The organism is Plantactinospora sp. WMMB782, assembly GCF_049179135.1.
Lineage (GTDB): Bacteria > Actinomycetota > Actinomycetes > Mycobacteriales > Micromonosporaceae > Plantactinospora.
Window position 1 is genome coordinate 6,314,930 of the sequence record NZ_JBMHMC010000007.1, and the last position, 18,939, is coordinate 6,333,868.

Genomic DNA, 18,939 nt, shown 5'->3' on the forward strand with positions numbered 1-18,939 from the left:
CAGTGCCGGTTCCGACCTGCCGGCGGATCCGCCGGACCGGTCCGGCGGGCTGATGCTGCCCCGCTACCGGCACGACGACCCGGACACCCATCCACCGATGCTCTTCCCCGACTACGGTTCGACAAGCCTGCGCGCCCCGAAGCAGCCGCTGGCCCTGCTGCCACAGCGGCTGACCGAGGTGACCGGGCCGCTGCTCGGCGACGGCCGGCTCGGCGAGCTGGACCACGACCTGACCCGGCAGCACGCCGGAGAACCGCTCGGCCAGCGAATCATCGTGCACGGCCGGGTGCTGGACGGCGACGGCCGGCCGGTGCCGGACACCCTGGTGGAGATCTGGCAGCCGAACGCCGCCGGCCGGTACCGGCACGCGCTCGACAACTGGCCGGCACCGCTGGACCCGAACTTCACCGGCGTGGGTCGGACCCTGACCGACGCCGACGGGCGCTACCGGTTCGTCACGGTGCAGCCGGGCGCCTATCCCTGGCGCAACCACCCCAACGCCTGGCGGCCGGCACACATCCACTTCTCCCTCTTCGGCAGGGCCTTCACCCAGCGGTTGGTCACCCAGATGTACTTCCCGGGCGACCCGCTCTTCTTCCAGGACCCGATCTTCAACTCGGTCCGCGACCCGCTGGCCCGGGAACGGCTGGTCTCCCGCTACGACCATTCGGTGACCGAGCCGGAGTGGGCGCTCGGCTTCGAGTTCGACGTGGTGCTGCGCGGCCGGGAGGCGACCCCCTTCGAGGACGGCGACGACGATGACTGAGCAGCACCCCGACCTGGTCGAGCAGCCCGAGCCGACCGGACACCCCGACCTGACCCCGGCCTTCGGCAGCGGCCCGACTGTCGGCACCGCCCCGGCCGTCGGCACCGCCCCGCCACCGGCCGGCTCCCCGGCACTCGCCCCGACGCCGTCGCTCGGCTCGACACCCTCGCAGACGGTGGGGCCGTACCTGCACATCGGCCTGCTCTGGCCGGACGGCCCGGACGTGGTGCCGGCGGGTACCCGGGGCGAGATCTGGATCCGCGGCCAGGTCTTCGACGGTGCCGGGGCGGCGGTGCCGGACGCGCTGGTGGAGAGCTGGCAGGCCGATCCGGAGGGCCGGTTCGACCATCCGGACGATCCCCGGGGCGCCCGCCGGTCGGCGGTGCCCGGATTCCGCGGCTTCGGACGCAGCGCCACCGACGCCGAGGGCCGGTACGCGATCCGTACCCTGAAACCCGGCGCGCTGCCCGGCCCGGACGGCGAGACCGAGGCGCCGCACCTGAACCTGTCGGTCTTCGCCCGTGGGCTGCTGCACCGGCTGGTGACCCGGCTCTACTTCCCGGACGAGGCGGCGGCGAATTTCGCCGACCCGGTGCTCGGGGCGATCGACCCGGCCCGCCGCCCCACCCTGATCGCCCGGCCGGCTCCGGACGGGTTCCGGTTCGACATCCACCTACAGGGTCCGGATGAGACCGTCTTCTTCGCGCTCTGAGCCGGCGTCCGCCGCCGACGGCATCGGCGCCGCCAGCAGGAACGCCGCCGACGGCACCGGCGACGTGGGCGTCGGCACCGGCGACGTCGGGGCCGACGGCACGGCCGCCCGGACAGCCGATGGACTGCTCACCGGGCTCAGCGGCGTTGCCGAGGTGGATGCCGAGCTGACCGACCGGGCGCTGCTGACCGCGATGCTGGACGTCGAGCGGACACTCGCCGCGGCGGGCGCCGAGTGCGGGGCGCTGCCGGAGCCGGCCGCCGGGGAGATCGCCCGGCACTGCCGGCCGGAGCTGTTCGACCTCGCCGCGCTCGCCGAGGGAGCCGACGCCGCCGGCAACCCGGTGGTACCACTGGTCCGCCAGCTCACCGAGGCGGTGCCGAGCACCGCCCGGCCCTGGGTGCACCACGGCGCGACCAGCCAGGACGTGCTGGACAGCGCGCTGTCCCTACTGGCCGTCCGGGCCGGCGAGCCGCTGCTGCGCCACCTCGACGCCGCGGCCGGTGCCGCCGCCGGGCTCGCCGACCGGCACCGGGAGACGGTGCTGCTGGCCCGTACCCTCGGCCAGGCCGCCGCGCCCACCACCTTCGGCCTGAAGGCAGCCGGCTGGTTGCTCGGCCTGCTGGACGCCCGGAGTCGGCTGGTCGCCGCCCGGTCCGCGCTGCCGGTGCAGCTCGGCGGTCCGGTCGGCACGCTGGCCGCGCTCGGCCCGGCCGGACCGGAAATCGTCGACCGGCTGGCCGCCCGACTCGGTCTCGCCGCGCCCCGGCTGCCCTGGCACACCCGGCGGCAACCACTGCTCGACCTGGCCGCCGCGCTCGGCAGCCTGCTCGCGGCCGCCGGCAAGATCGGCCTGGACGTCGGGTTGCTGGCCCAGACCGAGCTGGCCGAGGTCGCCGAGGGCGGCGGTCCGGGCCGGGGCGGCTCGTCGGCGATGCCGCACAAGCGCAACCCGGTGGACGCCGTGCTGCTCGGCGCGGCGGCCCGGCGCGGACCACACCTGGTCGGCACGCTCTTCGCCGCCGCCGTCCAGGAGCAGGAACGGGCCGCCGGCGGCTGGCACGCCGAGTGGGAGCCGCTGCTCGACCTGCTCCGGCTCGCGGGCGGGACGGCCGGTCGGACCGCCCGGTTGCTCGCCGGGCTGCAGGTGCGTCCGGAGCGGATGCGGCACAACCTCGAGGCGCTGGGCGGCCGGACCCTCGCCGAGGCGGTCGCCGCCCGGCTCGCCCCGGCACTCGGCCGGGCCGGTGCGCACGGGACGGTGGCCCGGGCCGCCGCCGCACCGGACTTCCGGGCGGCGTTGTTGGCCGACCCGGCCGTCCGGGCCGAGTTGGCCGAGGAGGAACTGGACCGGGTACTGGATCCGGCCAACTGGCTCGGCTCGGCCGGCACCTTCGTGGACCGGGCGCTGGCGGAGTACCGGGCGTCGGGGGCATACCGGGATGCGGGGGCTTACCGGGATGCGGGGGAGCCGCGGTGAACGCTCGGCTGCACGCCTGCGTCGACGGGCCGGCCGGAGCACCGGCGCTGGTACTCGGCAGCTCGCTCGGCACCTCCGGGGCGATGTGGCTGCCGCAGTTGCCGGCGCTGACCCGGCGGTACCGGGTGATCCGGTACGACCACCTCGGGCACGGCGACTCCGACGTGCCGGCCGGGCCCTACACGATCGCTGAGCTGGGCCGGGCCGTACTCGGGCTGCTGGACGACCTCGACCTGCCCCGGGTCTCGTACGCCGGGCTCTCCCTCGGTGGGATGGTCGGGATGTGGCTCGCCGCCAACGCTCCCGACCGGATCGACCGGCTGGTGCTGCTCTGCACCTCGGCGCGGCTCGGTCCGGCCGCAGGCTGGCGGGACCGGGCCGCCACCACCCGGGCCGGCGGGATGGCGGCGGTCGCCGACGCGGTGCTCGGTCGCTGGTTCACCCCGGATTTCGCCGTGCGCCGGCCGGAACTGGTCGCCGCGTACCGGTCGATGCTCACCGCCACCCCGCCCGAGGGGTACGCCGGCTGCTGCGAGGCGATCGCCGGAATGGACCTGCGGGACGACCTGGCCCGGATCACCGCGCCGACCCTGGTGCTGGCGGGTGCCGACGACCCGGCTGTCCCGGTCGAGCACGCCCGGTTGCTGGCCGACCGGATTCCCGGTGCCCGGCTCAGCGTGCTCGACGACGCCGCCCACCTGGCCAGTGTGGAGCAGCCCGACCGGGTCGGCCGGCTGATCCTCGCCCACCTCGCCGCCGCTCTCGACCCCGGTGGCAGCGCCGCCGGTGCGGATTCCGGCACCGCCGCTGCCGGTCTCGGCGACGGCGGGGCCGATACCGGCCGGAGCCGGCGAGACGGACAGGAGGAGCGGGGCGGTCGGGAGGAGCAGTCCAGCCGGGAGGAGCAGTCCAGCCGGGAGGAGCGGGGCGGTCGGGAGGGGTGGGTCGATGGATGACCGGGAGCGGCACGCCGCCGGGATGGAGGTCCGGCGCGAGGTGCTCGGCGACGCGCACGTGGACCGCGCCGTCGCCGGCACCGACGACCTCACCGCGGACTTCCAGGACCTGATCACCCGGTACGCCTGGGGCGAGATCTGGACCCGGCCCGGACTGGACCGGCGGGTCCGTAGCTGCGTCACGCTCGCCGTGCTGGCCACCCTGCACCACGACGAGGAGTTGGCGATGCACGTCCGGGCCGCGCTGCGCAACGGGCTGACCCGCGAGGAGGTGCGGGAGGTCCTGCTCCAGGTGAGCGTCTACGCTGGCGTTCCAGCGGGAAACCGGGCGTTCAAGGTCGCCCAGGAGGTGCTGCGGCAGGAGGACGGGTGACCGAGGTGACCGGGGAGACGACCCGGGCTGGCGAGTTCGTCCAGTCGCTGGAGCGCGGGCTCGCGGTCATCCGGGCGTTCGACGCCGACCATCCGCAGTTGACGCTCAGCGAGGTGGCCCGGTCCACCGGGCTGACCCGGGCGGCCGCCCGGCGGTTCCTGCTCACCCTGGTCGAACTCGGCTACATGCGTACCGACGGGCGGCTCTTCTCGCTGCGCGCCCGCATCCTCGAACTCGGCTACGCCTACCTGTCCAGCCTGAGCCTGCCGGAGGTCGCCCAGCCGCACATGGAGAGCCTGGTCGCGCAGGTGCACGAGTCCTGCTCGATGTCGGTGCTCGACGGCGACGAGGTGGTCTACGTGGCCCGGGTGCCGACGAAACGGATCATGACGGTCGCGATAAGCGTCGGCACCCGCTTCCCGGCGTACGCCACCTCGATGGGGCGGGTGCTGCTGGCCGCCCAGCCGGCCCGGTGGCTCGACGACTACCTCGGCACCGCCGAGTTGCGTCCACTCACCCGGCGTACGGTCACCGACCCGGCGCGGCTGCGGACCATCCTGACCCGGATCGGCAACCAGGGTTTCGCCATCGTCGACCAGGAACTCGAGGAGGGACTGCGGTCGCTGGCGGCGCCGATCCGGGACGCCGACGGTGCGGTGATCGCGGCGTTGAACGTCTCCGCGCGCGCCAGCCGGGGCAGTTCCGAGGCGATCCGCAAGGAGCTGTTGCCGCCGCTGCTCACCACCGCGAAGCGGATCGAGGAGGACCTGCGCGGCGGACAGCGGCGCTGAGTGCGGCGAGGTCGGGTGGGCGGTGGGACTACCGGCCGTCGCGCAGATCTCCCAGCGGGCTCGCCGAGAAGCCGATCCGGTCGAACCAGACCGCGCAGCCGGCACCGGTCGGCGACTGCGCGGAGAGGCCGAGCTCCACCGCTGTCGCGGCCGGATCGAGCCGGAAGTGCCGGACGAACTCCCAGCGCGCCCCGTCGGTGCTGGCGTGGAACGCCCAGGCCGGGCCGAGCCGGGAGATCCGCAGCCAGAGTGGGGCGCCGTCGGCGACCACGAAGCCGTTGGCGTCGTCGGAGACGTCGCGGGTGATCACCGAGACCACCATCGGGGCACCCTGTGGCGAGCGTTCGTAGGCGAGCTTGGCCCAGTGTCGGGGCCCTGACCAGAGGATCAGGCAGCCGGCGTCGTAGCTGGCGGCGAAGTCGACCCTGACCCGGGCCGAGAACTGGAAGTCGCCTTCCGGCGCCGGACCCAGCAGGCGGGGCGCCGACAGCACCGGCTCACCGCCGGCCGGGTCCACGAAGATGTCGGTCTCGGCCGGTGCGCTCACGGTCAGCCCGGTGTTGCCGTCGCCGGCCCAGTCGGGCGGCGCGACCGCCCACGCGAGCGGTGCCGGTAGGCCGAGATCGATCTGCTGCATCCGAGCAGGATGCCAGAAACCACACGGCCGCGGGCACCCGTCGGCGGCGGAACGGGAAAAAACCACCGGTCCATCCGGGGTTTACCGCCCGGTCGAGCGGCGATTCCCCGGGTAATGGCGGTTCTCGCCGCGCCGCGGCGGGACGATCCAGCGCGAAAGGCTGCGGCCGGGAGCGGAGGGAATGGGGTGGGGGGAGCATGGTACTGAGGCGTCGAGCGGTGTTGTTGATGATGCTCGTGATGACCGCCATACCACTGGTTGTGGCGGGCTGTACGGGCAATCCGCTCAACCGGGCCGGCCGGCCGGCGCCGCCTCCGGCGAAGCTGGCGATTACCCCCGCGCCGGATAGCCGGGATCTGCCGACCAGTGTCGAGATCGGTACGGCGGTGACGGACGGGAAGGTCACCGACGTGGTGCTGACCGATGCCGGCGGCGCCCGGGTCGATGGCGCGATGCGGGCCGATGGTACGAGCTGGATGCCGACCAGGGCGCTGGCGAACAAGCAGACCTATACCGCGGAGGTAACGGCGAAGAATGCCGCCGGGAAGGCGGTCACCCAGAAGACGACCTTCAGCACCATGGACAAACCGGCTAAGCGGACGGTGACCAACCTTAATCTGCAGAGTGACCAGACCTACGGCGTGGCGATGCCGATAACGTTGTCATTCGACTCCGACATCCCGGCCGACGCCCGGCCGGGGATCCAGCGGCGGCTGCTGGTCAGCACCGACCCGCCGCAGCCGGGGGTCTGGTCGTGGGACGGGAACGGCCGCCAGGTCTCCTACCGGGCTCCCGACTTCTGGCGGCCGGGCACCACGATCGGTGTCCGGGCGGCGCTGGACGGGGTGCCGATGGGCGGCGGCAGCTACGGCGACACCGACCGGGGCGGCACGGCGAAGATCGGCAACCGGCAGTTCCTGGAGATCGACAACTCCACCAAGCAGATGTCGGTGTTCAAGGACGACGTGCTGGTCAGGAAGATTCCGGTGAGCCTCGGCAAGAGCAGTACACCGACGTCGAGCGGCAAGATGGTGATCATGGAGAAGCACGAGTCCACGGTCTTCGACACCACGGGATCCCCGGACCCCTACGTGGTCACCGTCTCCAACGCACAGCGGCTGACCTGGGGTGGTGAGTTCATCCACGCCGCGCCGTGGTCCGTCGGCGACCAGGGCGAACGCAACGTCTCGCACGGCTGCACAAACGTCTCGGACGAGAACTCGGAGTGGCTGATGGAGACGACCAGGATCGGCGACCTCGTCACCATCAGGGGCACCGAGGTCACCCTCGACCAGGGCAACGGTTGGACCGCCTGGAACGTGGGCTGGGACGAGTTCGTCAAGGGCAGTGCCCTGCCGGTACCCGCCGACATCAGGCCGGCGTCGCCGACGCCCGGTGCACCGGCCGGCGGCGGCCCGCCGGCCGCCGAGAAGCCGGCGGCGCCGCGGTCGTCGTCGAGCCCCGGCGGCCGCTGACGGCCCGGCGGCGGGCGGCCGGCACGCGCGTGCCACCGGCGACGAGGCGTCGCCGGTGGCACCTGGCGGTCGCGGGTGGTGGTCGCACCGGGCGGGCGGTGCCGGTGGAAATCGGGTACGCCCACGCGCGTGTCCCCACCGGCTCACCGGCTGTTGTACGCCTGCACCACGTTCGACGGAATACGACCCCGCTCGGAAACCTCGTAGCCGTTCTGCACGGCCCATTCCCGGATGGCGCGGTTCAGGTCGCGGTCACTGCGGGTCGGGCTCGTGGCGGCACCGCGCCGACCCGACCGACGGCTTTCGACGGCGCCGCGTCCTACCCTGCTGCCCGCGTGGATGTAAACGTCCAGCGCCTTGCGGAGCTTGCCGGCGTTCTTATCGGACAGGTCAATGGTGTAGTTGACGCCGTCCAGGCCGAACTCGACAGTGCGGTCGGCCTCGCCGCCGTCGAGGTCGTCGGTCAGAAGTGTGATTACCTGCTTCGCCATGGTCGATTACTCCTCGTGAGCATTTATTGCCAGGAGTCGAGTTTGACTGATCGTGTGCCAATTCTGCAAGCCATTGGGTATTTCCCGCGCGTCGCGGCGGCCTCGGCCTGTTCAGTTCCGCGCCTTGCTGCGCGGGGTTTCCCGCCACGAGTAAGGCTTCCGTGGTATGCCGAGCACACGGCACCGGGTGGGCGGTGTCATTGCCGGCCCGCGCGCTATGTCGATTAATCCGCCCGCCGCCATTCCGGGTACCCACCGGGTGGGCCGGGCGCGGCGGTCAGCCCGACGCCGGACCGGAAGGTGCCGGAAGGGACGGTGCCGGAAGGGAAGAGGCCGGACCGGAGGGCGCCGGAAGGGAAGGTGCCGGACCGGAGGGCGCCGGAAGGGACGGTGCCGGACCGGAGGACGCGGAACCGGAAGGCGTGGAACCGGAAGGCGCGGGACGGGAAGACGTCCGTGCGGAAGGCGCCGGACCGGAACTGGTCCGGACGACGAACCGGGGAGTCAGGGCGACCCGGCGGTCGGTCCTGGTGCTGCCGCTTTCCAGCTGCTCGATCAGCAGGTCCAGGCTGCGCCTGCCGAGCTCGGCGAAGTCCTGCCGGACGGTGGTCAGCGGCGGCAGGAAATAGCCCGATTCCGGTACGTCGTCGAAGCCCACCACGCTCACCTCCTCGGGTACCCGGCGGCCGGCCTCGTGCAGGGCGCGCAGCGCGCCGAGGGCGATCTGGTCGTTGCCGCAGAAGATGGCGGTGACCGTCGGGTCGGCGGCGAGCGCCCGGCCGTGTTCGTAACCGGCCCGGGCACTCCAGTCGCCGAGCCGGGGTGCCGGCACCGGGGCACCGGCGGCGTGCAGCGCCCCCCGCCAGCCGTCGATCCGGTCCCGCGCCTCCGGCCAGTCCGGCGGACCGGCGATGTGCTGCACCGTGGTGTGCCCGAGCCCGAGCAGGTGCCGGGTGGCCATCGCCGCCCCGGTGGCGTTGTCGATGCAGACCGTCGGCACGTGTTCGCCACCGCCGCCCACGCCGACCACGGCCAGTCCGGGCGGCGCCTGGGCCAGCGCCGTACCCACGCTGCTCTGCGGTGCGATCGCCACGATGCCCTCGACCGACTGCTCGCAGAGCCGGCCGACCGCGTCCAGCACCGATTCCCGCTCCAGGGCCCGTACGGTCGCCACGCTGACGAAGTAGCCGGCTGCCCGGGCGGCCTGTTCGAGACCGTACAGAGTGGATGCGGGGCCGAAGAGCGTGGTCTCGTAGGCGATCAGTCCCAGCGTCCGGGACCGGCGGGTCACCAGGGTCCGGGCCGCCGAGTTGCGCCGGTAGTTCAGCGCCCGCATCGCGGCGAGTACCCGTTCGCGGGTCTCGGGTCGGACGTTCGGGTGGTCGTTCAGCACCCGGGAGACGGTCTGGTGGGAGACCCCGGCCAGGCGCGCGACGTCGCGCATCACCGAGCCCCGGGTCCGGGGCGGCGGGCCGGCCGGCTGGTTGCCGGCGTCGATACGGTCAGCAGTCAACGCCGCGCTCCTTCGTCTCGGCCGGCCGTGCCGGTGCGGGTCCGCCGGAGTTCGATCATCACGGATCCATACCGTCGCCGGAAGTACCCCTTGACGGCCGGCATGAGAACGTTAACACTCACGAAACAGGAAGCCCTGTAGATCGTCCGGCGTGCCCTGAGGGTCGGCGTTCTTGGTGGCAGACTAGGCCGGATCCAGGATCCTCCGGCATCACGTGGGTGATGACCAGGGGTGTCGGTCGGCCGTGCGTGTGAACGGTAACTACGACAGACAACGATGTTCCCAGGCGAGGAGGAAACGGTGCTGAAAAAGATCTCCGCCGTTGTACTCGGCGGACTGATGGTGACCGCGTTGGCCGCCTGCGGAGGCGACGGCGGCGAGGGCAGCGGCTCCGGTACCGACGACGGCAAGATCACGCTGGGCTTCGCGCAGGTGGGCGCCGAGAGTGGTTGGCGTACCGCGAACACCAAGTCCATCCAGGACTCGGCCAAGGAGGCCGGGATCGAACTCCAGTTCTCCGACGCGCAGCAGAAGCAGGAGAACCAGATCAAGGCGATCCGGTCGTACATCACCCAGAAGGTCGACGTGATCGCCTTCTCGCCGGTGGTGGAGTCCGGATGGGACACGGTGCTCCGGGAGGCGAAGGACGCCAAGATCCCGGTCATCCTGACCGACCGGGCGATCGACTCACCGGACAAGACGCTGTACAAGTCCTTCATCGGGTCCGACTTCGTGCTCGAGGGGAAGAAGGCCGGTGAGTGGCTGGTCACCGAATACCAGGGCAAGAGTGAGCCGGTGAACATCGTGGAGCTGCAGGGCAGCACGGGTTCGGCGCCGGCCAACGACCGCAAGTCCGGCTTCGCGGAGGTCATCAAGGCGGACCCGAAGTTCAAGGTGATCGCCTCGCAGACCGGCGAGTTCACCCGGGCCAAGGGCAAGGAGGTGATGGACGCCTTCCTCAAGGCCAACAAGGACATCGACGTGCTCTACGCGCACAACGACGACATGGGTCTCGGCGCGATCGAGGCGATCGAGGGTGCCGGCCTGAAGCCGGGCGTCGACATCAAGATCATCACGGTCGACGCGGTGAAGGACGGCATGCAGGCGCTCGCCGACGGCAAGATCAACTTCATCGTCGAGTGCAGTCCGCTGCTCGGCCCACAGCTGATGGACCTGGTGAAGAAGGTCGTCGCCGGTGAGACGGTGCCGGAGCGGGTGGTCACCGAGGAGACCACGTTCAACCAGGAACAGGCCAAGGCGGCGCTGCCGACCCGGCAGTACTAGCCGAGGCGGGCGCGGCCACCCACGCCGGCAGTACGAGCTGACGCGAGACGACGCCGGCGCGGCGACCGCGCCACAGCCGCAACGACCGCGACGGAGGAGGAGAGCGGATGGAGACGTCGGGGGCGCCCCGGGCGATCCTGACCATGGCCGGCATCGGCAAACGGTTCCCCGGTGTACGGGCACTCGACGAGGTCGACTTCCGGCTCTTCCCCGGCGAGGTGCACGCGCTGATGGGCGAGAACGGCGCCGGCAAGTCGACGCTGATCAAGGTGCTGACCGGGGTGTACGACGTGGACGAGGGCGAGATAGTCCTCGGCGGCACCCCGGTCCGCTTCACCGGCCCGTTGCAGGCGCAGCAGGCCGGGATCAGCACCGTCTACCAGGAGGTCAACCTCTGCGCCAACCTCTCCGTCGCGGAGAACATCTACATCGGCCGGGAGCCGCGCCGCTTCGGCGCGATCCACTGGAGCGAGCTGCGGCGGCGCTCCCGGCTGCTGCTCGACGGGCTGGGCCTGGACGTCGACGTCACGGCCCCGCTCGGCAGCCTCTCGCTGGCGCTGCAGCAGATGGTGGCGATCGCCCGGGCGATCGACATCTCGGCCAAGGTGCTGATCCTGGACGAGCCGACCTCCAGTCTGGACGCCGACGAGGTCGGGCAGCTCTTCCGGGTGATGCGCCAGCTCAAGGAGGAGGGGATGGCGATCCTCTTCGTCAGCCACTTCCTCGACCAGGTCTACGAGATCTCCGACCGGATGACAGTGCTGCGCAACGGGCGCCGGGTCGGCGAGTACGCCACCCGGGAGTTGAGCCAGCTCGACCTGGTCAGCGCGATGATCGGCAAGGAACTCGCGGCGCTGGAGGAGCTGGAGGAGCAGCCCCGGCCCTCGCTGGCGGCGCTGGAACGCGACCGGCCGGTGGTCGAGGCCGCCGGGCTGGGCCGCAGCGGGGCGATCGCCCCGTTCAGCCTCACCATCCACCGGGGTGAGGTGGTCGGGCTGGCCGGGTTGCTCGGCTCGGGGCGTACCGAGGTGGCCCGGCTGCTCTTCGGCGCGGACCGGGCCGACGCCGGGGAGCTGAAGGTGGACGGCGAACCGGTGGCCATGCGGGGCCCGCGCACCGCGATGGCCCGGGACATCGCCTTCTGCTCGGAGAACCGGCGCACCGAGGGGCTGGTCGCCGAACTCACCGTCCGGGAGAACATCATCCTGGCGCTCCAGGCCGCCCGGGGCTGGTCCCGGCCGCTGCCCCGACGCCGCCAGGACGAGCTCGTCGACAGGTACGTCAAGGCGCTGCGCATCGTGCCGGCCAACCCCGAGGCGCTGGTCGGCCAGCTCAGCGGCGGCAACCAGCAGAAGGTGCTGCTGGCCCGCTGGCTGATCACCGAACCGCGGCTGCTGATCCTGGACGAGCCGACCCGGGGCATCGACGTCGGCGCCAAGGCCGAGATCCAGCGCCTGGTGGTCACCCTCTCCGACGGCGGGATGGCGGTGCTGTTCATCTCCGCCGAGCTGGAGGAGGTGCTCCGGCTCAGCCACAAGATCGCCGTACTCCGGGACCGCCGGATGGTCGACGAGCTGGCCAACGACGACGAGGTGACCGCCGACCGGATCCTGGCGATCATCGCCAGTGGTCCCGGCACGGCGTCGCCGGACGCGACACCGCAACCGCACGATCCGGACGTTGCCGTCGTCCGGGAGGAGGCGTGATGGCAAACCTTGTCCGGCACCGGTTCTTCTGGCCGGTGCTGACCCTGGTGGTGCTGCTGGTCAGCAACCTGTTCTTCACTCCCGACTTCTTCGCCGTCGACGTCCGGCAGGGGCACCTCTACGGCAACCTGATCGACATCGTCCGGTTCGGGGCACCGCTGATCCTGGTCTCGCTCGGCATGACCCTGGTGATCGCCACCGGCGGCATCGACCTGTCGGTCGGCTCGGTGGTCGCCATCTGCGGCGCGCTGGCCTGCCTGCGGATCAGCGAGCTGGGCGACCAGAACAGCGTCGTCGGGGTCCTGATGGCGGTCGGGCTCGCCCTCGGGCTGGCCCTGTTGCTCGGGGCCTGGAACGGCCTGCTGGTCGCCCAGGTCGGCATCCAGCCGATCATCGCCACCCTGATCCTGATGGTCGCCGGGCGGGGGCTGGCCCAGCTCATCACCGACGGGCAGATCATCACGATCAACAGTTCGCCGTACAAGCTGATCGGCGGCGGCTACTGGCTGACCGTGCCGTTCTCGATCCTGATCGCGCTGCTGGTCTTCGGGCTGGCGCTGCTGCTGACCCGGCGTACCGCGCTCGGCCTGCTGATCGAGTCGGTGGGCGGCAACGCCGAGGCGAGCCGGCTGGCCGGCATCCACGCCCGGCGGATCATCTTCACCGGGTACGTCTTCGCCGCGTTCTGCGCCGGGGTCGCCGGCCTGATGATCAGCTCCAACGTCTCCAGCGCGGACGGCAACAACGCCGGCCTCTGGATCGAGCTGGACGCCATCCTGGCGGTGGTGATCGGCGGTACGTCGCTGGCCGGCGGCCGGTTCTCGCTCGGCGGTACGGTGCTGGGCGCGCTGATCATCCAGACACTCACCACCACCATCTACAGCATCGGCATCCCGCCGGAGACCACGCTGCTGTTCAAGGCGCTGGTCGTGACGATCGTCTGCCTGCTCCAGTCGCCGGCCTTCCGGGCCAAGGTCTTCGGTCGGCGCCGCAAACCCCCGCCGCCACCCGCGCCCGAGCCCCAACCGCAATCGAAGGTGGAGGTGCCGGCATGAGCGCGGTTCCCGGGACCGTCGCGAACGGGCGGGTGCGGGCACTGCGGCCGCAGCAGAAGTACCTGCCGATCTTCGCCACCTCCGCCCTGCTGGTCCTGATGTACAGCGCCGGGGTGCTGCGCTACGACGGCTTCTCCGACACCCAGGTCGTGCTCAACGTCTTCGTCGACAACGCGTTCCTGCTCGTGGTCGCGGTCGGCATGACCTTCGTGATCCTGACCGGCGGCATCGACCTCTCGGTCGGCTCGGTGGTGGCGCTGACCACAATGCTCTCCGCCTCGCTGCTGGAGGAACGGGGCTGGTCGCCGTACCTGGTGCTGCCGCTGGTGCTGCTGATCGGCGCCCTGCTCGGCTTCGCGATGGGCTGCATCATCCACTACTTCGAGATCCAGCCCTTCATCGTCACGCTGGCCGGGATGTTCCTGGCCCGGGGGCTCTGCTACACCATCAGCACCTCCTCGATCACCATCGACGACCCGTTCTGGACCTCGATCGCGCAGCACCGGATCCGGTTCGGCGGCTTCTTCATCTCCGTCAGCGTGGTCATCGCGCTGCTGGTGGTGGCGGTCGGCATCTACGTGCTCGGCTACACCAGGCTGGGCCGCAACACGTACGCGATCGGCGGCAACCCGCAGTCGGCGCTGCTGATGGGGCTGCCGGTGGCGCGTACCCGGATCGCGGTCTACACCATCAGCGGGTTCTGCTCGGCGCTCGGCGGCGTGCTGCTCAGCTTCTACATGCTCTCCGGCAACAACGGGCACGGGGTCGGCCTCGAACTCGACGCGATCGCCGCGGTGGTGATCGGCGGCACCCTGTTGACCGGCGGCTCGGGCTATCTGGTCGGCACCGTGCTCGGGGTGCTGGTGCTCGGGCTGATCCAGACGATCGTCACCTTCCAGGGCAACCTCAGCTCCTGGTGGACAAAGATCGTGATCGGCGTGTTGCTCTTCGTGTTCATCGTGCTGCAACGCGCTGTGACCAAGCGACAACCGTAAGCGCCGGTCGGCGGCGGCTCGGTGCCGGGAGGCGTCCCCCGGCCTGGTGGTAGCGCTAACACCATGGTTGGCTGACGGGGGTGGTGACCCACGTGTCGTGGTCGCCGCCAGCCCCGGGAAGCCGGCCCGGCGGTGCGGGCCGGCGAGGGAACAGGAACGTCCAGGAGGGACACGAGTGAGCGCTAACGGTGCGGACCGGTACGTGGTGGGCGTCGACTTCGGCACGCTCTCCGGCCGGGCGGTGGTGGTCCGGGTCTCGGACGGCGCCGAACTCGGCTCGGCGGTGCACGAGTACCAGCACGGGGTGATCGACGACCGGCTGCCGGAGACCGGGGCGAAACTGCCCGGCGGCTGGGCGTTGCAGATGCCGGAGGACTGGCGGTCGGTACTCCGCGAGGCGGTGCCGAAGGCACTCTCGGCAGCCTCCGTACCGGCCGAGGCGGTGGTCGGGATCGGCACCGACTTCACCGCCTGCACCGTGCTGCCCACCCTGGCCGACGGCACCCCGCTGAACGAGGTTCCCGGGCTCGCCGACCGGCCGCACGCGTACCCGAAGCTCTGGAAGCACCACGCCGCGCAGCGGCACGCCGACCGGATCAACGAGCTGGCCGCGGAGCGCGGCGAGGCGTGGCTGCCCCGGTACGGCGGCCGGATCTCCGCCGAGTGGCAGTTCGCCAAGGCGCTCCAGGTGCTCACCGAGGACCCCGAGGTCTACGTCCGGACCGAGCGGTGGATCGAGGCGGCGGACTGGATCATCTGGCAGCTCTGCGGCGAGGAGACCCGCAACGTCTGCACCGCCGGCTACAAGGGCATCCACCAGGACGGGCAGTACCCCTCCGAGGAGTACCTGGCCGCGCTGCACCCCGACTTCGCCGACTTCGTGCGGACCCGGTTGGACCATCCGCTAGCCCCGCTCGGCGGGCTGGCCGGGCGGCTCACCCCGGAGGCGGCGGCCGTCACCGGGCTGCCGGCCGGGATCGCGGTCGCGGTCGGCAACGTCGACGCGCACGTCACCGCCGCCGCCGCGAACGCCGTCGAGCCGGGTCAACTGCTCGCCATCATGGGCACCTCGACCTGCCACGTGATGGTCGCGGACACCCTGGCCGAGGTACCCGGGATGTGCGGCGTCGTCCGGGACGGCATCGTGCCCGGCCGGCTCGGCTACGAGGCCGGGCAGAGCGGCGTCGGGGACATCTTCGGCTGGTTCGTCGAGCACTGCGTACCCGCCGACTACGCGCGGGAGGCGGACCGGCGCGGCCTCGGGGTGCACGAGTACCTGACCGAACTGGCCGCCGCCCAGCGTCCCGGCCAGCACGGGCTGGTCGCGCTCGACTGGCACAACGGCAACCGTTCGGTACTCGTCGACCACGACCTCTCCGGCGTGATCGTCGGGCAGACCCTGGCCACCCGCCCCGAGGACCAGTACCGGGCGCTGATCGAGGCGACCGCCTTCGGCACCCGGACCATCGTCGCCGCCTTCGAGAACGCCGGGGTGCCGGTGACCGAGTTCATCGTGGCCGGCGGGCTGCTCAGGAACGCGTTCCTGATGCAGGTCTACGCCGACGTGCTGCGCCGGCCGCTCTCGGTGATCGACTCCGACCAGGGACCGGCGCTGGGCTCGGCGATCCACGCGGCGGTGGCCGCCGGGGCGTACCCGGACATCACGGCCGCGGCCGCCGCGATGGGCAAGGTCCGGCACGGCGTCTACCAGCCCGACCCGGCCAGCGCCGACGTCTACGACCGGCTCTACGCCGAGTACGAGCGGCTGCACGACTACTTCGGCCGGGGCGGCAACGACGTGCTGCACCGGCTGCACGCGCTACGCGAGGAGGCCCGGCGATGACCAGCGGCGAACCCACCGGCACGATCAGCGAGGCGGTCGCCCGGATCCGCCAGGAGGTGTGCCGGCTGCACGAGCAGCTCACCAGGTGGGAGCTGGTCACCTGGACCAGCGGCAACATCAGCGCCCGGGTGCCCGGCGCCGACCTGATGGTGATCAAGCCAAGCGGCGTGTCGTACGACGACCTGACCCCGGAGTCGATGGTGGTGACGACCCTGCACGGGGACGTCGTCGACGGCAACCACTCGCCGTCCAGCGACACCGACGCGCACGCGTACGTCTACCGGCACATGCCCCAGGTCAACGGCGTCGTGCACACGCACAGCCCGTACGCCACCGCCTGGGCGGCCCGGGACGAGGCGATCCCGTGCGTGATCACCGCGATGGCCGACGAGTTCGGCGGGGAGATCCCGGTGGGCCCGTTCGCGCTGATCGGCGGCGACGACATCGGCAAGGGCATCGTCGCCACCCTGGACGGGCACCGTTCGCCGGCGGTGCTGATGCGCAACCACGGGGTCTTCACCATCGGGGCCAGCGCCAAGGCGGCGGTGAAGGCGGCGGTGATGTGCGAGGACGTCGCGCGTACCGTGCACATCGCCCGGACCGGCGGCCCACTGGTGCCGATCGAGCCGCAGCACATCGACGCCCTCTACGAGCGCTACCAGGGGGTCTACGGCCAGCGCTGACCCGTGCCGTCGTCGGGACGCGGACGCCTCCCCGGCCCGCCGGCACCGCACCGGCGAGCCGGTGCCGTGCCGGGTCGGGCCGTGCCGGGTCGGGCTGGTGCGCCGGCTGTCGGGCTGGCATGCTCGCGCCAGACCCTTCTTCGGGCGGGCGCACGTGCCCGCCGTACATCCGCGATCCCTGGTGGTGCCTGTTGACCGGAACCCGCCGTCCCGCCGACGACCTGCCCGGCACGGTCGCGCCGACGACTGCCGGCGCGGGTGCGCCGGTGCCGCCGGAGCCGGGGGAGTGTCAGGTGTGGCGGTTGCCGGTCGGACCGGCCCGCGGACTCGACCTGCTCGACGTGCTCGACGACGAGGAACGGCAGCGGCACGCCAGATTCCGCCAGGATGCCGACCGGGACCGCTACCGGGCCGGGCACGTCGGGGTACGGATGCTGCTCGGGCACTACCTCGGGGTACCCGCCGGCGAGCTGCGCTTCTCCCGGCACTGCCGGCACTGCGGAGCCGGGCACGGCAAGCCGGTGGTCGACCAGCCGGCCGGCAAACTCGACTTCTCGCTCACCCACTCCGGAGAGTGGGTGGCGGTGGCGGTGGCGACCGACCCGGTGGGCCTGGACGTGCAGGAGCTGACCGACGGCACCGACGTGGCCGCGTTGAGCGGGAGCGTGCTCGCGCCGGCCGAACTGCGCTGGTGGAACGAGCAGCCGACGGAGTCGGCCCGGCGGGCGTTCTTCGGGTACTGGGCCCGCAAGGAGGCGCTGCTGAAGGCGACCGGGCACGGACTGGCCGTACCGATGAACCAGATCACGCTCACCCCGCCGGACCAGCCGGCCCGGCTGGTCGACTGGACCGCCGAGCGCCCCCTCGACGGTCCGGTGCAGCTGCACGACCTCGACGTCGGCCCGGACTACACCGCCGCCGTGGCGGTGCTCTCCAGCCTGCCGGTCCGGATCAGCCGGGCCGACTTCCCGGCCACGTTCCCGGCCGGTCACCCGCCGGCTCCCGACCTGGCCTGAGCGGGTCTGCCCACCAGCCCAGCGCGGCCCGGTTCGTCCCGGCGTCGCCCACCCTCGTCGTCCCGGTGGCGCGGCACCACCTCGGCGCCCCGGTGCCGCGCCGGGGTGGGCCGCCCTCCGGCAACCGGGGACGGTGGCCGAGGGCGCGGCATGGCGTACCGGGGGACCGCTCAGAGTCCGAAGACGTCCTCCTCGGCGCCTGCCCGGACCCCGTCGAGGAAGCCCCGGAAGGCCGGATCGTCCCGGTCGGCGGTCACGCTTGTCACCTGCTCCCCGGTCGCCTCGGCCACGGCGTCGACCAGCGGGGGATAGTTGAGGTCGACGTCGGCGAGTTCGTCGTCGTCGGCCTCGGCAAGGTTGATCACGTCCTGGAGCTCGTCGCTGTCCGTGTCCGGGTCACCTGCCCAGGACTCGCCCAGGTCGTAGCACTCGTCGTACAGCGCGCGCTGGTCCTCGGTCCAGTCGTCGTCGTAGTTCCTCACGCCGTACTCCCTTCCCCGCCCATCATCTGAGCATGCCCGCAAAGGTGCGGAAGGGTCTGCTGTTATCGGTTTTTCCCGGTCGGCCCGACCCGGGTGCCGGCGCCGGCGGGTGGCCGGGGGCGGGTCAACTGGCCGCGGCGGCGGCCGCCTCCTGGTTCCACATCATGATCACGACGCCGAGGGTGAAGATCTGCACCGGCAACGACAGGCCGGGCAGCTCGGCCAGCACGTCGCCCCGCCAGAAGCTGGTCCGCTTCACCGAGCCGACCCGGTGTCCGGCGGTGTGCAGTTCCTGCTCGGAGCTGAACAGCGAGGCGCGCTGGAAGTGGTAGGTCTGGCCGTCCGCCTCGACCGTCCAGCGCTTCCGGCCGACCCGCTCGGCCGACGCGACGGTGCCACCCGCCGCGTCGACCATGGCGTAGCGGGTTCCCCACGCGTTGCCGCGCATCTGGTAACGCCGGCCGTCCAGGTCGAACTCGGCGGTGTTGCGCCAGAAGCCGCTGTCCCAGGTCGTCACGACCCGATCCTGCACGCTGACCTCGAAGCGGTTGCGCCACGTGCTGATCCTGCGGGCCTTCAACATCGGCCCAGGTTAACCGTCTGCGGCAAATCGGGCCGGGGTGGCTTCCGCACCAGCGGCCCAGCCCGAGGTCCTCGTCGGCCAGCGCCTCCGGGTGCGGT

19 protein-coding genes are annotated in these 18,939 nt (G+C 71.9%); 14 read left to right on the forward strand and 5 right to left on the reverse strand.

All coding sequences use genetic code 11. The annotated features are described in order from the left end of the window. Positions 1 to 52 precede the first annotated feature (52 nt). Genes pcaH through ACN28A_RS30235 form a run of 6 tightly spaced genes read left to right on the forward strand, consistent with a single transcriptional unit; the run spans position 53 to position 5,078 of the window. Positions 53 to 766 carry a protocatechuate 3,4-dioxygenase subunit beta gene (gene pcaH / locus ACN28A_RS30210; protein ID WP_421404714.1) on the forward strand — a complete coding sequence of 238 codons (714 nt, stop codon included), beginning with the start codon at positions 53 to 55 and terminating at the stop codon, positions 764 to 766. Further along, the gene (gene pcaG / locus ACN28A_RS30215) at positions 759 to 1,478 is read left to right on the forward strand and encodes a protocatechuate 3,4-dioxygenase subunit alpha (RefSeq protein WP_421400934.1); all 720 of its coding nucleotides are present in this window, start codon (positions 759 to 761) and stop codon (positions 1,476 to 1,478) included. Before pcaH ends, pcaG begins: the two co-directional genes overlap by 8 nt. Further along, positions 1,453 to 2,958: a 3-carboxy-cis,cis-muconate cycloisomerase gene (gene pcaB / locus ACN28A_RS30220; protein ID WP_421400936.1), complete on the forward strand. Its 1,506-nt coding sequence runs from the start codon at positions 1,453 to 1,455 to the stop codon at positions 2,956 to 2,958. The genes pcaG and pcaB overlap by 26 nt, the downstream gene beginning before the upstream one ends. Further along, positions 2,955 to 3,914, forward strand: a complete 960-nt coding sequence (gene pcaD / locus ACN28A_RS30225) for a 3-oxoadipate enol-lactonase (RefSeq protein WP_421400939.1) — start codon at positions 2,955 to 2,957, stop codon at positions 3,912 to 3,914. Before pcaB ends, pcaD begins: the two co-directional genes overlap by 4 nt. Further along, entirely contained in the window at positions 3,907 to 4,287 is a 381-nt protein-coding gene (pcaC, locus tag ACN28A_RS30230; RefSeq protein WP_421400942.1) for a 4-carboxymuconolactone decarboxylase, read from the forward strand. Before pcaD ends, pcaC begins: the two co-directional genes overlap by 8 nt. After that, positions 4,284 to 5,078, forward strand: coding sequence for an IclR family transcriptional regulator (locus tag ACN28A_RS30235; protein ID WP_421400945.1), 795 nt, complete (start codon positions 4,284 to 4,286; stop codon positions 5,076 to 5,078). Before pcaC ends, ACN28A_RS30235 begins: the two co-directional genes overlap by 4 nt. Before the next feature lie 28 nt (positions 5,079 to 5,106). Here ACN28A_RS30235 and ACN28A_RS30240 read toward each other — a convergent pair whose 3' ends face one another. Next, complete coding sequence (locus ACN28A_RS30240) at positions 5,107 to 5,715, reverse strand: DUF1349 domain-containing protein (RefSeq protein ID WP_421400947.1); 609 nt, start codon at positions 5,713 to 5,715, stop codon at positions 5,107 to 5,109. Positions 5,716 to 5,912: 197 nt separating this feature from the next. Here ACN28A_RS30240 and ACN28A_RS30245 point away from each other — a divergent pair, with 197 nt between their 5' ends. Beyond that, entirely contained in the window at positions 5,913 to 7,190 is a 1,278-nt protein-coding gene (locus ACN28A_RS30245; protein ID WP_421400949.1) for an Ig-like domain-containing protein, read from the forward strand. 143 nt (positions 7,191 to 7,333) lie between these two features. On the opposite strand, the gene ACN28A_RS30250 is transcribed toward ACN28A_RS30245, so the two are convergent. Both ACN28A_RS30250 and ACN28A_RS30255 read right to left on the reverse strand, forming a co-directional pair. Beyond that, positions 7,334 to 7,681, reverse strand: coding sequence for a histone-like nucleoid-structuring protein Lsr2 (locus tag ACN28A_RS30250; protein WP_421400952.1), 348 nt, complete (start codon positions 7,679 to 7,681; stop codon positions 7,334 to 7,336). A 277-nt stretch (positions 7,682 to 7,958) separates the two neighbouring features. Next, the gene (locus tag ACN28A_RS30255; RefSeq protein ID WP_421400955.1) at positions 7,959 to 9,194 is read right to left on the reverse strand and encodes a substrate-binding domain-containing protein; all 1,236 of its coding nucleotides are present in this window, start codon (positions 9,192 to 9,194) and stop codon (positions 7,959 to 7,961) included. A 339-nt stretch (positions 9,195 to 9,533) separates the two neighbouring features. Here ACN28A_RS30255 and ACN28A_RS30260 point away from each other — a divergent pair, with 339 nt between their 5' ends. The 7 genes from ACN28A_RS30260 (at position 9,534) to ACN28A_RS30290 (ending at position 17,776) form a co-directional block, all read left to right on the forward strand. Next, the gene (locus ACN28A_RS30260) at positions 9,534 to 10,478 is read left to right on the forward strand and encodes an ABC transporter substrate-binding protein (RefSeq protein ID WP_421404716.1); all 945 of its coding nucleotides are present in this window, start codon (positions 9,534 to 9,536) and stop codon (positions 10,476 to 10,478) included. 107 nt (positions 10,479 to 10,585) lie between these two features. Next, positions 10,586 to 12,184 (forward strand): sugar ABC transporter ATP-binding protein, encoded by a 1,599-nt coding sequence (locus ACN28A_RS30265; protein WP_421400957.1) that lies wholly within the window; start codon positions 10,586 to 10,588, stop codon positions 12,182 to 12,184. After that, positions 12,184 to 13,239: an ABC transporter permease gene (locus tag ACN28A_RS30270; RefSeq protein ID WP_421400960.1), complete on the forward strand. Its 1,056-nt coding sequence runs from the start codon at positions 12,184 to 12,186 to the stop codon at positions 13,237 to 13,239. The genes ACN28A_RS30265 and ACN28A_RS30270 overlap by 1 nt, the downstream gene beginning before the upstream one ends. Next, the gene (gene yjfF, locus ACN28A_RS30275) at positions 13,236 to 14,234 is read left to right on the forward strand and encodes a galactofuranose ABC transporter, permease protein YjfF (protein WP_421400963.1); all 999 of its coding nucleotides are present in this window, start codon (positions 13,236 to 13,238) and stop codon (positions 14,232 to 14,234) included. The genes ACN28A_RS30270 and yjfF overlap by 4 nt, the downstream gene beginning before the upstream one ends. A 175-nt stretch (positions 14,235 to 14,409) precedes the next feature. Next, on the forward strand, positions 14,410 to 16,077 hold the full coding sequence (gene araB, locus ACN28A_RS30280; protein ID WP_421400965.1) for a ribulokinase: 1,668 nt from the start codon (positions 14,410 to 14,412) through the stop codon (positions 16,075 to 16,077). After that, positions 16,074 to 16,760: an L-ribulose-5-phosphate 4-epimerase gene (locus ACN28A_RS30285; protein WP_421400967.1), complete on the forward strand. Its 687-nt coding sequence runs from the start codon at positions 16,074 to 16,076 to the stop codon at positions 16,758 to 16,760. The genes araB and ACN28A_RS30285 overlap by 4 nt, the downstream gene beginning before the upstream one ends. A 191-nt stretch (positions 16,761 to 16,951) precedes the next feature. Beyond that, positions 16,952 to 17,776 (forward strand): 4'-phosphopantetheinyl transferase family protein, encoded by an 825-nt coding sequence (locus tag ACN28A_RS30290; RefSeq protein WP_421400970.1) that lies wholly within the window; start codon positions 16,952 to 16,954, stop codon positions 17,774 to 17,776. Positions 17,777 to 17,946: 170 nt separating this feature from the next. Here ACN28A_RS30290 and ACN28A_RS30295 read toward each other — a convergent pair whose 3' ends face one another. Both ACN28A_RS30295 and ACN28A_RS30300 read right to left on the reverse strand, forming a co-directional pair. Continuing rightward, the gene (locus tag ACN28A_RS30295; RefSeq protein ID WP_421400972.1) at positions 17,947 to 18,258 is read right to left on the reverse strand and encodes a hypothetical protein; all 312 of its coding nucleotides are present in this window, start codon (positions 18,256 to 18,258) and stop codon (positions 17,947 to 17,949) included. Between the two features lie 124 nt (positions 18,259 to 18,382). Then, on the reverse strand, positions 18,383 to 18,841 hold the full coding sequence (locus ACN28A_RS30300) for a hypothetical protein (protein WP_421400974.1): 459 nt from the start codon (positions 18,839 to 18,841) through the stop codon (positions 18,383 to 18,385). Positions 18,842 to 18,939 lie beyond the last annotated feature (98 nt).